The following is a 13,874-nucleotide window of genomic DNA, read 5'->3' as shown; positions in this document are numbered from 1 at the left end:
TCACTCGTCCGCCTCCGGTTCTGGCTGCTCGGGCAATGGGACCTTGGCGTCTTTGAGGAACTGATTGAACAGATCGGCTGGCGGATTCTTCAGCAGCGCGGTGGCAAAATGTTTTCCATCTTTATTCACAACCACTGTGATGCACTCGAAGCAAATGACCAGGTCGTAAGTGCTGCCAGCATGCTTGACCCGGATGCCATGCCGCGGCGAAAAGCACCCAATTGCTCCGTCCCAATTCGTGACGCTCTGGTGAAATGCCGCAACCAGCTTCTTTTGCTCAGCGTCCTTTAGCTGAACGCTGCCAAGAACCAGCAAACCATCGAAGAATTCTCCCGGATGCTTTTTCCGCGCTTCCACTCCGGCAATCTTGTAGTTCAGTGAAAGCAGTTCGACCGATGTTGCCTTTTCTAAAGCTTCGCGGACTTCCGCCGGATAGAGAATCGTCTTTGCTTCCGGAAAACCATCTGCAGCCGCGACATTCACTATCGCGGCGAGAAAACACAGCTGTAGCATTAATCGAGACTTCATCGTAGAGCCTTTTCAGCAACTCGCCCTGGCGCACTCTAACACCCCGCTACCGGGGCAGCAAATCTGGCGATCACTCTTGCGATGTGCGAACCGTCACAACTCGCAAGTCACCCTTTGCATGTGACTGCTGAAGATAGATGACATGCGGCGCGAGCATGCTCCCCCTGTCCCGCGGAGCCTCAGAACTCGTACAATGGCAGGATTCGTCACGGATGAACTTGCTTGGGGGTTTTGGCCGCCGTATGCCAGCATCGGACATCGTCATCAAAGGGGCTCGCGAGCATAACCTGCGCGATGTTTCCCTCGTTTTGCCGCGAAATCAGCTCATCTGCCTCACCGGCGTTTCCGGCAGCGGAAAAAGTAGTCTGGCGTTCGATACGCTCTATGCCGAAGGGCAGCGGCGCTATGTCGAGAGCCTGTCTAGCTATGCGCGACATTTCTTGGGCCAAATGCCCAAGCCCGATGTCGACTTCATCGGCGGCTTGAGCCCATCGATTTCGATCAGCCAAAAAAGCAGCGGTAATAACCCGCGCTCGACCGTCGGCACGATCACCGAAATCTACGACTACCTGCGCGTCCTCTTTGCCCGCGTCGGCCAGGGGCACTGCCCCAAGTGCCAGCAGCCGATTACCGCCCAATCGCGCGAAGAGATTCTGGCCCGCATTCTGCAACTCCCCGAGGGGACCAAGCTGAATGTCCTCGCGCCTCTCATTCGCCAGCAAAAGGGTGAATACAAAGACCTGTTCGAAGACTTGCTGAAGCAGGGCTTCGTCCGCGCGCGGGTCGATGGAACCGTCGTGCAACTGAATGACAGCATCTCGCTCGATCGGCAGATGCGGCACGATATCGAAGTGGTGGTCGACCGTCTCACGCTGCGCACCGATGTTCGCCCGCGCTTGAGCGAAGCCGTCGAAACGGCTCTGAAAATGGGCGGCGGCAATCTGATTGTCGCGCTCGACCTGGCGGCGGGCGAAACAAAGGCGGTTCCCGTTCCGCAGGACGAAGAAGCGGAGCCCGAAGTCGCCGAGGAAGAGACTTCGGCCAAATCAAGCAAGCGGAAGCGTCGCGCCGCTCGCGCGGGCGATTTGCTTTTCTCGTCCGACTACGCCTGCACGACCTGCGGCCTGTCGTTCGAACCGCCGAGCCCGCAGCTCTTCAGCTTTAATAGCCCGCAGGGGATGTGCCCCGATTGCGACGGCCTCGGCGTGATGTACAGCCTGTCGCCAGAACTGCTGGTGCCGAATCCCAAGCTGACCTTCAAAGAAGGGGCCATCGAATTGATCGGCCCCTGGCACGAACTGGGGCGCTGGCGGCGGCATATCTATCAGGGAGTGGCCGACACGCTCGAACGGAAGCACAAGTGGAAAGAAGATACGCTACTCGAAACGCCCTGGAACAAGCTGACGAAAGAGCAGCAGCACGTCTTGTTGTACGGCACCGGCAAGGAGCACATCACCTTCACTTGGCGCGGTGGCCAAGCGCCGATGATGTACGGCGGCAAGTACGAAGGGATCATCCCCGAGTTCGCGGGCAAGCATCGCAACAGCAAGAGCAAGATGCAGCAGAAGCAGCTCGAAAAATACATGAGCATGGTCGGCTGCCCGACCTGCCAAGGCGAGCGACTTGTTCCCCAGGCCCGCTCGGTGCGCGTGACCACGCAAAGCGATCAAGTCGGCGAACAACTGAGCCGCACGCTGCCGCAAATCTGCAACCTGGCTGTCAGCGACGCTTCGGCCTTTTTTCAGAACCTGCAATTGACCGATACGCAGCAGATCATCGCGGCCGAAGTGCTGAAGGAAATTCGGACCCGGCTGGGCTTTCTGGTCGACGTTGGTCTCGATTATCTCTCGCTCGACCGCACCGCACCAACGCTCTCCGGTGGTGAGTCCCAGCGCATTCGGCTCGCTGGTCAAATTGGCAGCGGGCTCGTCGGCGTGCTCTATATTCTCGACGAACCGTCGATCGGCCTGCACCCGCGCGACAACGATCGCCTGCTTTCCACGCTCCGCCGCCTGCGCGACATGGGTAACACCGTCATCGTTGTCGAGCACGACGAAGACACGATCTGGGCCGCCGATCAGATTCTCGACTTCGGCCCTGGTCCCGGCGTGCGCGGCGGTGAACTCGTTGCGCAAGGCCGCCCCGGTGAGGTCCTCAAGGCTGAGAGGAGCGTCACGGGCAAGTACCTTTCCGGCGAACTCGAAATCGCCGTTCCCAAGCAACGACGCCCGCGTACCGACAAGAGCCTGAAGATTCTCGGCGCGGAACACAACAACCTGAAGAATGTCGACGTCGAGATTCCCCTCGGCGCATTCGTCTGCGTCACAGGCGTCTCAGGCTCCGGCAAGAGCTCGCTCATCAGCGATATTCTGGTCGAGACCCTGCATCGCGATTTGAACAAAGGTGACGGAAATCCCGGCAAGCATCGGGCCATCGAAGGGATGGAGAATCTCGATAAGCTGATCGCCATCGATCAAACTCCCATCGGTCGCACACCACGCAGCAATCCCGGCACTTACATCAAATTGTTCGACGAAATTCGCGATCTTTTCACGCAAATGCCCGAAGCGAAACGCCGCGGCTTTAAGCCCGGCCGCTTCAGCTTTAATGTGGAAGGTGGGCGCTGCGAAGCCTGCGAAGGAAACGGCAGCACGCGGCTCGAGATGGATTTTCTCGCCGACGTGTGGGTCACATGCCCCGTCTGCGAAGGCAAGCGTTTCAGCCGGGAAACGCTGCAAGTTCGCTTTAAGGACAAGTCGATTGCCGACGTCCTGGAAATGGACGTTCAGCAACTACTCGGCCTGTTCGAGAATGTGCCGAACATTCACCATCGCCTGAAGACGTTGCACGACGTCGGTCTCGACTACATCAAGCTCGGCCAGCCTTCGCCGACCCTCAGCGGTGGCGAAGCCCAGCGCATCAAGCTGGCTCGTGAACTCGTGAAGAAGAGCACCGGCAAGACGCTCTACCTGCTCGACGAGCCGACGACCGGTTTGCACTTCGCCGATATTCAACTGCTGCTGAAGGTGCTGCACAACTTTGTGGATGCCGGCAATACGGTCCTGGTCGTCGAGCACAATCTCGACGTCATCAAGACGGCCGACTGGGTCATCGACATGGGGCCCGAAGGTGGTGCTGCCGGCGGTCAACTTCTGGCGGCGGGCACGCCGGAAGAGATCGTCAAGGTCGAGGGTTCTTATACGGGCCGCGCTCTCAAGCGAGTTCTCGACGGCTCCGCGGCCAAAGAAGCCCGCGAGAAGGCTTACGCAGCGCTCCATCCCAGCGAAGAAAAAGCGAACGGCAAGAAGAAGTCCAAGAAGAATGGTGAATTGGTCGAACTGCCGGTCACGCAAGGCCCGCCTCACTTAGCCACGCATATCACCGTCCGCGGTGCCAGGCAGCACAATCTCAAAGACGTCAGCGCCTCGATCGAACGCGACAAAATGACCGTCTTCTGCGGTCCCAGCGGCAGCGGCAAAAGCTCGCTGGCAATGGACACCATCTATGCCGAAGGGCAGCGACGATACGTCGAAAGCTTGAGCAGCTATGCCCGGCAATTCGTCGCGCAGATGCAAAAGCCCATCGTCGATCATATCGACGGCCTCTCGCCGGCCATCGCCATCGAGCAGAAGAATCTCGGTCACACGCCGCGCTCGACTGTCGGCACCGTCACCGAGATTTACGACTACCTGCGCATTCTCATGGCGCGACTCGGGCAGTTGTATTGCCCCACGTGCGAGATTCCCGTTGGTACACAGTCAGCCGATCAGGTCGTCGATACGATCCTCGCTGAAACGCCGGGCGCGAAGTTGTATCTGATGGCCCCCGTCGAAATCGATGTCGGCCAGCAATACGCCACGCTCTGGGAAGATCTGCGCACGAAAGGTTACAACCGCGTCCGGATCAACAACCAGTCCTACACGCTCGACGCGGTTCCGGAAATCGATCGCCGCCGCAAGCACAAGGTCGAAGTGGTGCTCGACCGCATCACCGTCAAAGAAGAAGCCCGCTCGCGCATCGCGGGGAGCATCGAACAGGCGCTGAATCTCGGCAAGGGGGTGATGCACGTCGCCTATGCTCAGGACGATGTTCCCGAGCCCAAGTGGCGGACCGTCGCCCACAGCCAGCACTTGGCTTGCCACGAATGCGGCCGCAGCTTCGAGCCCCTCACGCCGCACAGTTTTTCGTTCAATAGCCCGCTCGGTTGGTGCCAGTCGTGCGAAGGGCTCGGCGTGCAGACCGGCGCCAATCCCGCTGCTCTCCTCTCGGACCCCAAGCTCACGCTGGCGGAAGGCGCACTTGCTCTGTGGCCGAATCTGCAAATCTCGTATGCCCGGGCAATGCTTGAAGCGCTCGGTCAGGGAACGGGCGTGCCGCTCGATGTGCCGTTCGATCAGTTGCCGCATCGTCAGCGCCGCACGGTCCTGTATGGAGCGGAAGAACAGTGGTTCGACGTGTTGCCCCCCGGTGCGAATGGCAAGAAGGTGAAGCCGCTCTTCCGGTTTCAATTCAAGGGGCTCTATCCGGCCCTCGAAGAAGCTTCGAAGCTTTCGCCGCTGCTGCGCATTCGGCTGGAACAACTGGTGGCCGACGTCGAATGCTCGACCTGCGGCGGCAGTCGCTTGCGGGACGATGCGTCGGCGGTCCGCTTTCGCAATCAAACGATTGGCGAACTCGGGCGGATGCCGCTCAGCCATCTGCAAACGGCCATCGCCAATTGGAACCTCAGCGAGCGCGAACGGAAGATCGCCGGCGAACTGCTGCGTGAAATCACCGGCCGCCTGCAGTTTCTGCTCGATGTCGGCCTCGACTATCTGTCTCTCTCGCGTCCCGCCGCGACCTTGTCAAATGGTGAAGCCCAGCGCATTCGGCTGGCGAGTCAACTCGGCAGCGGTCTGTGCGGCGTGCTGTATGTGCTGGACGAACCGACCATTGGTTTGCACCCGCGCGATAACACCCGCTTGCTCGGCGCACTCCACAAGTTGCGCGATCTTGGCAATACGCTGATCGTTGTCGAACACGATCGCGAAGTGATCGAGCATTGCGATCACTTGCTCGACTTTGGTCCGCGGGCCGGTCGTCTCGGCGGCGAGATCGTCGCCAGCGCTCATCCGAGCGAACTCGATGGCCAGCCTCGCTCGGTCACGGGTCCGTACCTGAGTAATCGGAAGGCGATTCCAGTTCCCAAGACTCGGCGCATTGGCCAGGCATTGCCTGCTGTCGACGCCAATGGTGAGCCTGCTCCTCCGGCCAAATTGAGTAAGAAGAAAAAGGCTCCGCTGACTGCGGTTCCAGCAAACAACGGTGAACCAGACCGGCTGAAGCCGGAACTCCAACAAGCGTGGATTGAAGTGGTTGGCGCGCGGCACAACAACCTGCGAAATGTCACGGCCAGGATTCCACTCGGTACTTTGACGGCTGTTACCGGCCCCAGCGGTAGCGGCAAGAGCACGCTCATCGAAGATGTGCTCTATGCGGCTATCGCGCGGCAGTTGCATCGCGCGTCGGTCATCCCCGGCCAGCACGATGCAATTCACGGGCTGGAGCATATCAACAAGGTGATTCGGGTCGATCAACAGCCGCTCGGCAACTCGCCGACTTCGAACCCGGCGACTTACACGGGATGCTTCGAACTGATCCGCACGCTCTTCTCACAATTGCCCGAGGCAAAGGTGCGTGGCTATTCGGGCCGACGCTTCAGCTTTAATGTTCCCGGCGGTCGCTGCGAGGCTTGCGAGGGAAATGGCCAGAAGCGGATTGAGATGCACTTTCTGCCCGACGTGTGGGTCGAGTGCGATGTTTGCCGCGGCAAGCGTTACAATCCCGAAACGCTGGCGGTCATGTTCCACGGGCATTCGATCAGCGATGTGCTCGATATGACCTGCGGCGATGCGTTGCGATTGTTCGAGAACATTCCGAAGATTCGCCGCGTCATGCAAACCTTGTGCGACGTCGGTCTCGATTATCTCACGCTCGGCCAGCCCGCGCCGACGCTCTCAGGCGGTGAAGCTCAGCGCGTGAAACTCGCGGCGGAACTCTCCCGCCCCGATACGGGCCGCACCCTCTACCTGCTCGACGAACCAACGACCGGCTTGCACTTCGACGATCTCGCCAAGCTGCTCGAAGTGCTGCAGCGGCTCGTCGACCTCGGCAACACGGTCGTGCTGATCGAGCACAATCTCGACATTATCAAGAGCTGCGACTGGATGATCGACATGGGCCCCGATGCGGGCGAAGGGGGGGGCCAGGTCGTCGCCTTCGGCACCCCGGACGAAGTTGTCGACCGTCACGTCGCCGCGCACGGCATGCCGGCCAATCCGCAAACCAGCCAGCAGCCCAAGACGAAGGGGAAGAAGAAGGCCACGAAGGCTGAGACAACATTCTCCGCCGAAGAACTGGCCGCGATTCCGTTTTCGCACACTGCTGCCGCTCTCGCGCCTGTACTGCTCGCCGGCCCGTTCGAAGATCGTAAGAAATACGATCCCAACGAAGCCGAGAAGGAACAGCAAGGTGATCTCGATATCAATGAAGTCGGCAAGACAGTAAAGATGCCGTGGGAAGTCGACGGTCGCCGGTGGCACACCGAGTCGCGCGTCGGCCGCACCGGCGAGCCCTGCAAATGGGACGGCCGCATTCTGGCTGAAGTCGTCGATCGCATTCACTCGCTGGGCGAATTCAGCGAAACCGATTGGAGTGAGCGGTCGGTCGTCGAGATCGCCGCCGCCAAGAAGGCCGATGGCTGGTTCTTCCATGCCATCACCGGCGAGACCTGGCTCCTCAAGTTGAAGTTCCGCGTTTACAAGGGAACGTTCAAGCGCGAAGCGCTGCAGGAACGAATCAACCTGAAGACACTCAACGAATTGGCCGAGCTCCCCATTTATGGCAACGAGCCGCGCGTGAAGGTGAAAACCCTGCAAGGGCCGTGGCAAGAAATTGAAGTCCGAGTTCACTCGTATGATGAAGTCGATACGCCCGAGTTCTGGCAATTTGTCGACGACGCGGTGAAAGGCTTCTTCAAGTACACCGAAAAGGCCACCGTCGCGCCGGAAGATGTTTCTCCCTGGAAGGTTCTGGGGCAGAAGTGGCACTTGCTCCGCAAAGGCTTCCCACCGGGCCGGAATGTCGAGTGGAAGGCAGAAACACTCGAAGAGTTGTGCGAACTCATCAAGGAGGTCGCGCCGGAAGCGGAGTTCTTGTGGAACAACCAGCAACTGGTTCGCGTGCTCGTGCCACAAGGCCGCGATGCCTGGGCCACTCTCTATACCAAGCGGCCGCAGTCGCTGCTGCTGGTGCTGAATGGCCCGAAGGGGAAATTTGCCCTGGGTGGCATCACCACGCTCGGTTCGGCCCGCGAGTTCGACGATTTGAGTAAGGAGCGTGACGTTATCAAGATTCACTTCGCCAACATCGAACAAGTGCATCAGCCCGAGCTTCGTCAGTTCCTGACACAACACCTGGCCTCGCTCGGCAAGTTGCGGGAGGTGGCCTCGTGAGCGAACGACTCGTAGCCCCGACCTTCCTCTTTCGCTTTGCCGCACCCTGCTTCTATACCGCTGACCTGTGGTCGAGCAAAGGTGCGTCTCTCGGTCCCAAGCACATTCTGCCCTGCTTCGGCGAACTCGAAGGGAAGAAGATTCACACCGAAGTCCGCGCCGGCTGGAGCGAAGCGGGCCTGGCTTTCCAGTTTGTGATCAAAGGAAAAACGCAGCCGCCGTGGTGTCGGGACTCACGGATCGACGACAGTGACGGCGTGCAATTGTGGATCGACACGCGCAACACGCAAAACATCCACCGCGCCGGACGTTTCTGCCATCGAATTGCCCTGCTCCCGCTCGGTGCCGGCCGCAAGCTGGATGAACCACTGATCGCGCTCTTGGCCATCAATCGCGCCAAAGAGAGCCCGCGCGAAATCGACACTCGCCAATTGCAGATCCGTGGCGAACGGCGGCACGACGGCTACACCTTGCAGGCCTATCTCCCCGCGCAGACGCTCACGGGCTATACGCCCGGCGATCAACCCTCGCTCGGCTTTACATACGCCGTCATCGATCGCGAACTGGGGCCCCAAACGTTCACCGTGGGTCCCGAGTTCCCCTTTGCCGAAGATCCTAGCCTGTGGGGAACGTTGAATCTGGTGAAATAAAGGCAGAAGTAAGAAGGCAGAATGCAGAAGGAAAAACTGGGACGCACATTGCTACCCCTCTCCTTGTCTCTCCCTCTCTGCTCACCTTATAAGAAACAGGGACGAGCACCACACACGTAGCAACGAGCTTCCACATGCGCGGCCCTTTCGAGCGACTGAAATACGACCTGCGACGGATCTGGGAATGTCCCGCTTGCGGCCAGCGCCGTCGTACCGATGGCACGACGACAACGCAGTTCTGCACCTGCGGCAAGAGCAATAGCGCCGAAGCGACTTCGATGAAGCTGATTGGCGACGGTCCCCGCCGCACGGTTCCCGTGATCGCCAAGCCACGTCCCGCACCCTCGCCCGTCGCAGTTATTGAGACGACGCAGGTCAATGTCATCGCTACAGAAGTGGCGAGTACAACCGTTGTCGAAAGTGTCACGATTGCCACGACGACGACTGTTACCGCGCTTCCCGCAGAAGAACCGTTGCCGCCCCCAGCCAGTGAGCAGCCCGAATCCCCGGAGAGTGAAGCATGATTGCAGTCGAGGCAAACTATGGCGGGCTCGATTGCATCGTCGTTCGTTCACCCAATCAACCGCCGCGGTTGGCGGTCATCCTTTGTCACGGCTTCGGGGCCTCCGGCGAAGACCTGGCGGGACTCGCCGAGCCGATTCTCGAGCGCTGTGGCGATCGGCACGAAGAGATCGCGATTGTTTTTCCCGCTGCGCCGTTATCGCTCGAAGAGCAAGGGATGCCCGGCGGCCGTGCCTGGTGGTGGATCGATCTCGAGCGCTTACTGAATCTCCCCACGCCGGAAACGTTGCAGCGGTTTCGCCGCGACCGACCGGCGGGCATGACCGAAGCCACCAACAAGGTGAGCCAACTGGTTGCCGAGCTGCGCTCCGAGTGGAAGCTCACGGCTGCGCAGATCGTGGTCGGCGGTTTTTCGCAAGGCTCGATGGTTGCGACCGATACGGCACTCTCGCTGGTTGAAGCACCGGCGGCACTTATAATTTACAGCGGTTCGCTGGTGAGTGAGACCGATTGGGTGCCGCGCATGCCACAACTCGTGGGGACCAAGGTGCTGCAATCGCATGGCCGTCGCGATCCGATCCTGCCACTGTTTCAGGCCGAAGCGCTCCGCGACAAGTTGATGGGAGCCGGCTGCTCGGTGAAGTATTTGGAGTTCGCTGGCTTTCACGAAATTCATCCCGCGGCGATTCAAGCCACCGCCGATCTGCTGCAAGGGCTGCTATAACGAGCTTCCCTTCGTTGAAAACAGTCGTTGCCGGGGTATAATCCGCGCACCGCGGGCGGCCTGATTGCCAGCGGACCACCTTTGAGGAGCTGCCCGTGAAAGATTTTGGTTATGCGGCACCCGAGTCGCTCGGCGAAGCGAGTCGACTGCTGCAACACGCAGCGGGAAGCGTGAAGATCCTGGCTGGCGGCACCGACATCATCGTGCAACTGCGCGAAGGAATGCGCGAAGCCGACCTGGTTGTCGATGTGAAGAAGGTGCCTGAACTGCAGGAACTCACCTTCTCGGCAACGCACGGCCTACGATTGGGAGCCAGCGTGCCGTGCCATCGCGTCTACGAACATCCGCAGCTTGTGGCCGCTTATTCGGCGCTGGTCGATGCCTCCAAGATTATCGGCGGGTGGCAGATCCAAAGCCGGGCCAGTGTCGGCGGCAACTTGTGCAATTCATCACCGGCGGCCGACACCATTCCCGCTCTGATTGCCCATCATGCCTGGTGCGAAATCGCCAGCCCGCGGGGCAAGCGAACGGTCGCGGTCGAACAATTCTGCACCGCGCCGGGCAAGAACGTGCTGCAGAAGGGGGAGTTGCTGGTGGCGATTGTGTTTCCGCCCAGCTTGTCGCACAGTGGTTCGGCCTACGAACGCTTCATTCCGCGGAATGAAATGGATATCGCGGTCGTCGGCGTGGGCTCGCGCGTGCAACTCAATGCCACGGGTGACACGATTGAATTCGCCCGCATCGGCGTGGGAGCCGTCGCTCCGACACCCAAGTATGCTCAAGAGGCCAGCGAATGGCTGGCGGGTAAACCAGCGACCGAAGAATTTTTCGCCCAAGCAGGTGAGCTCGCCAAGAAGATTGCCTCTCCCATCAGCGATATGCGCGGCACGGCCGAATACCGCACGCACCTCGTGGGTGTGATGGTCAAACGCACGCTGCTCAAAGCGGCCGAGCGAGCCAAGGTCTTCATCAATCACTAATCGCCGTTACTCACGACGCACCAGCGCAGGCATAAGGAACAAAGAGTGGCTAAGAAGACGGTTGTCTCGTCTACGATCAACGGCAGCAGCACCGAGTTTTTGTGTGAGCCACGGCAAAGTCTGCTCGAAGTGCTGCGCGATACGCTGCATCTGACCGGCAGCAAAGAAGGCTGCAACAACGGCAACTGCGGAGCCTGCACCGTGCTGATGGACGGCAAGCCCGTCCTCAGTTGCCTGGTGCTCGGTGTCGAGGCGGAAGGGGCGAAGATCGAAACGGTCGAATCGCTGGCCAAGAACGGCCAGCTCGCGCCGGTGCAGCAATGCTTTCTCGAAGGGGCCGCGCTGCAGTGCGGCATTTGCACGCCCGGCTTCCTGATGGCGACCAAGGCGCTGCTCGAAAAATTCCCGCAGCCAACGGAACACGATATTCGCTTTCACCTGGCCAACAACCTGTGCCGCTGCACGGGCTACGACAAGATTGTGAAATCCGTGCAAGCCTGCGCGACTGCGGTACGTTAATCATCACGCCACCGGCCCCGTGCCGGTGGTTCATTGGCTTGTGCGCTACTTCGTTAAACCACTGCCACGTGCCACCAAATAGCGGCGGTGGCGGGGAATGCAAAGGAACGAATCATGGAAGACCTCTATCTCGGCAAGACGAATTACAAAGTCATCGGCCAGCGCCCGATTCGCCATGATGGTGCCGATAAGGTCACCGGCAAGGCGATCTACACCGCCGATCTGCAGTTGCCCAACATGGCGCACGGCAAGCTGATCCGCAGCCCGCATGCCCACGCCAAGATCAAGCGGATCGATGTCTCGCAGGCGCTCGCTGTGCCTGGCGTGCTCGCCGTTGTGACCGCCGACGACTTTCCCGACCTGGCCGAAAAGATCGCCATGATGGGTGAAGCGGGCGCGGTCAACCTGCAACATCTGGCCGGTAACTGCCTTGCCAAAGACAAGGTGCTCTACAAGGGACATGCCGTCGCCGCCGTAGCGGCCATCAATACCCATGTGGCCGAAGAAGCTGCGAAGAAGATTGTCGTCGAGTACGAACCGCTCCCCAGCGTGACTTGGGTGCTCGATGCGATGAAGCCCGATGCGCCAATTCTGCACGACGATCTGCGTACCGACGAGTTGGGGCAGAAAGGTGACAAGCCGACAAACGTGTCGGTGCATATCGCCTTCGAGCAAGGGAATCCCGCCGAAGGGTTCAAGCAGGCCGAGATTATCGTCGAGCGCGAGTTCCGCACGGCCAGCGTGCATCAGGGCTACATCGAACCGCATGCTGCGGTGGCGATGTGGAACGAAGATGGCCGCCTGAAGATCTGGACGGCCACTCAAGGCTCGTTCACTTGCCGTCAGCAAACGGCCGAACTGCTGCAGATTCCTGTTTCGCAAGTGCTCGTCGTGCCGTGCGAAATTGGTGGTGGCTTCGGGGGCAAGATCGCGGTTTACTTGGAACCTGTGGCCGCACTCCTCAGCCGCAAGTGTGGTCGTCCCGTGAAGATGACCATGCAGCGGGCCGAAGTGTTTGAAGGGACCGGCCCGACTCCCGGTTCCTACATGCGGGTGAAGCTTGGTGCCAAGAAGGATGGCACCCTGGTCGCGGGCGAAGCCTGGCTCGCGTATGACTGTGGCGCGTTTCCCGGCGGCATGATTGGCCCGGGAAGCATGTGCGTCTTCAGTTGCTACGACATTCCCCATGCGCGCGTCGATGGCTACGACGTGCTGAACAACAAGCCCAAGGTGCAAGCCTATCGCGCGCCGGGATCAACGCAGGCTGCGTTTGCGACCGAGCAAGTCATCGACGAATTGGCGCTGCAATTGAAGCTCGATCCGATCGAGATTCGTTTGAAGAATGCGGCCAAGGAAGGGACTCGCCGGGTCGACGGACCGGTTTATCCTCGCATCGGCTTCATCGAAACACTCGAAGCGGCGCGCAATTCCGAGCATTGGAAATCGCCTCTTACCGGCAAGAATCGGGGCCGTGGCATTGCCAGCGGTTTCTGGTTCAACATTGGCGGCGCGTCGAGTTGCTCCGCCAGCGTGATGGAAGACGGCACTGTATCGCTGATCGAAGGTTCGACCGATATTGGTGGCACGCGCACCAGCATCGCGATGCAACTGGCCGAAACGCTGGGGATTACGTCCGATGATGTTCGCCCGCAGGTCGCCGATACCGACAGCGTCGGCTACACGTTCTTAACCGGCGGCAGCCGTGTCACCTTTGCCACGGGTCTTGCCGCGTACAAATTGGGGCTCGATCTGCAGGCGCAAATGCGCGACCGGGCAGCCCGTTTGTGGAAGTGTTCCGTCGATGAAGTGCAAGTCGAAGACGGCACCTACTCTTACAAAGACCAAAAGCTGACGTTCAAAGAACTAGCCGCGAAACTTGCCCAGTCAGCGCTCGAACCGGTCGTGGGCCGCTCGAGCGTTAACCCCGAAGGTTCGACCAACGGTTTCGCCACGCACATTGCCGACGTCGAAGTCGATCCCGAAACGGGCAAAGTGACGATCCTCCGCTACACCGCCATCCAGGATGCCGGCAAAGCAATTCACCCCAGCTATGTCGAAGGGCAAATGCAGGGGGGTGCCGTGCAAGGTATTGGTTGGGCGATGAACGAAGAATACTTCTTCGACAAGAATGACCAGATGCGCAACGCGAGCTTTCTCGACTATCGCATGCCCACCTGCCTGGATGTGCCGATGATCGAGACGATCATCGTCGAAGTGCCCAACCCGGGTCATCCCTTCGGCGTGCGCGGCGTCGGCGAAGCTCCCATCGTGCCACCCCCAGCAGCCATGGCGAACGCGATTCAACGGGCAACGGGAATTCGCTTCACCGACCTTCCCATGTCGCCCCCCAAGGTCTGGAAAGCGCTGCAGAAGTGAATGAGGGCAAACCTGCTTGCTCTCGTGAGGAGAAAGCGTGCCTCAGCGCGTGATTGCAATACACACGGGAAAACCCGTGCCA

General features: G+C 59.9%; 8 protein-coding genes. 7 read left to right on the top strand and 1 reads right to left on the bottom strand.

Going from position 1 to position 13,874, the window contains the following annotated elements; genetic code table 11:
* Positions 1–528 (bottom strand): hypothetical protein, encoded by a 528-nt coding sequence (locus ETAA8_RS03610; protein WP_145085023.1) that lies wholly within the window; start codon positions 526–528, stop codon positions 1–3.
* Between the two features lie 212 nt (positions 529–740).
* Between ETAA8_RS03610 and uvrA the strand changes: the two genes are divergently transcribed.
* From uvrA to ETAA8_RS03575, 7 genes are all read left to right on the top strand, one after another.
* Positions 741–8,021 carry an excinuclease ABC subunit UvrA gene (gene uvrA, locus ETAA8_RS03605; protein WP_238397671.1) on the top strand — a complete coding sequence of 2,427 codons (7,281 nt, stop codon included), beginning with the start codon at positions 741–743 and terminating at the stop codon, positions 8,019–8,021.
* Positions 8,018–8,671, top strand: coding sequence for a DOMON domain-containing protein (locus ETAA8_RS03600; protein WP_238397670.1), 654 nt, complete (start codon positions 8,018–8,020; stop codon positions 8,669–8,671). Before uvrA ends, ETAA8_RS03600 begins: the two co-directional genes overlap by 4 nt.
* A 134-nt stretch (positions 8,672–8,805) precedes the next feature.
* Positions 8,806–9,195, top strand: coding sequence for a hypothetical protein (locus ETAA8_RS03595; RefSeq protein WP_145085001.1), 390 nt, complete (start codon positions 8,806–8,808; stop codon positions 9,193–9,195).
* Complete coding sequence (locus ETAA8_RS03590; protein WP_145084999.1) at positions 9,192–9,917, top strand: alpha/beta hydrolase; 726 nt, start codon at positions 9,192–9,194, stop codon at positions 9,915–9,917. Before ETAA8_RS03595 ends, ETAA8_RS03590 begins: the two co-directional genes overlap by 4 nt.
* Positions 9,918–10,012: 95 nt before the next feature.
* Positions 10,013–10,897, top strand: a complete 885-nt coding sequence (locus ETAA8_RS03585; protein WP_145084997.1) for an FAD binding domain-containing protein — start codon at positions 10,013–10,015, stop codon at positions 10,895–10,897.
* Between the two features lie 45 nt (positions 10,898–10,942).
* Complete coding sequence (locus ETAA8_RS03580) at positions 10,943–11,416, top strand: (2Fe-2S)-binding protein (RefSeq protein ID WP_145084995.1); 474 nt, start codon at positions 10,943–10,945, stop codon at positions 11,414–11,416.
* Between the two features lie 114 nt (positions 11,417–11,530).
* Positions 11,531–13,792 carry a xanthine dehydrogenase family protein molybdopterin-binding subunit gene (locus ETAA8_RS03575; protein ID WP_145084988.1) on the top strand — a complete coding sequence of 754 codons (2,262 nt, stop codon included), beginning with the start codon at positions 11,531–11,533 and terminating at the stop codon, positions 13,790–13,792.
* Positions 13,793–13,874: the final 82 nt, after the last annotated feature.

It is taken from the genome of Anatilimnocola aggregata, assembly GCF_007747655.1.
GTDB classification, from domain to species: Bacteria; Planctomycetota; Planctomycetia; order Pirellulales; family Pirellulaceae; genus Anatilimnocola; species Anatilimnocola aggregata.
This window is presented reverse-complemented; position numbering and strand designations above follow the sequence as displayed.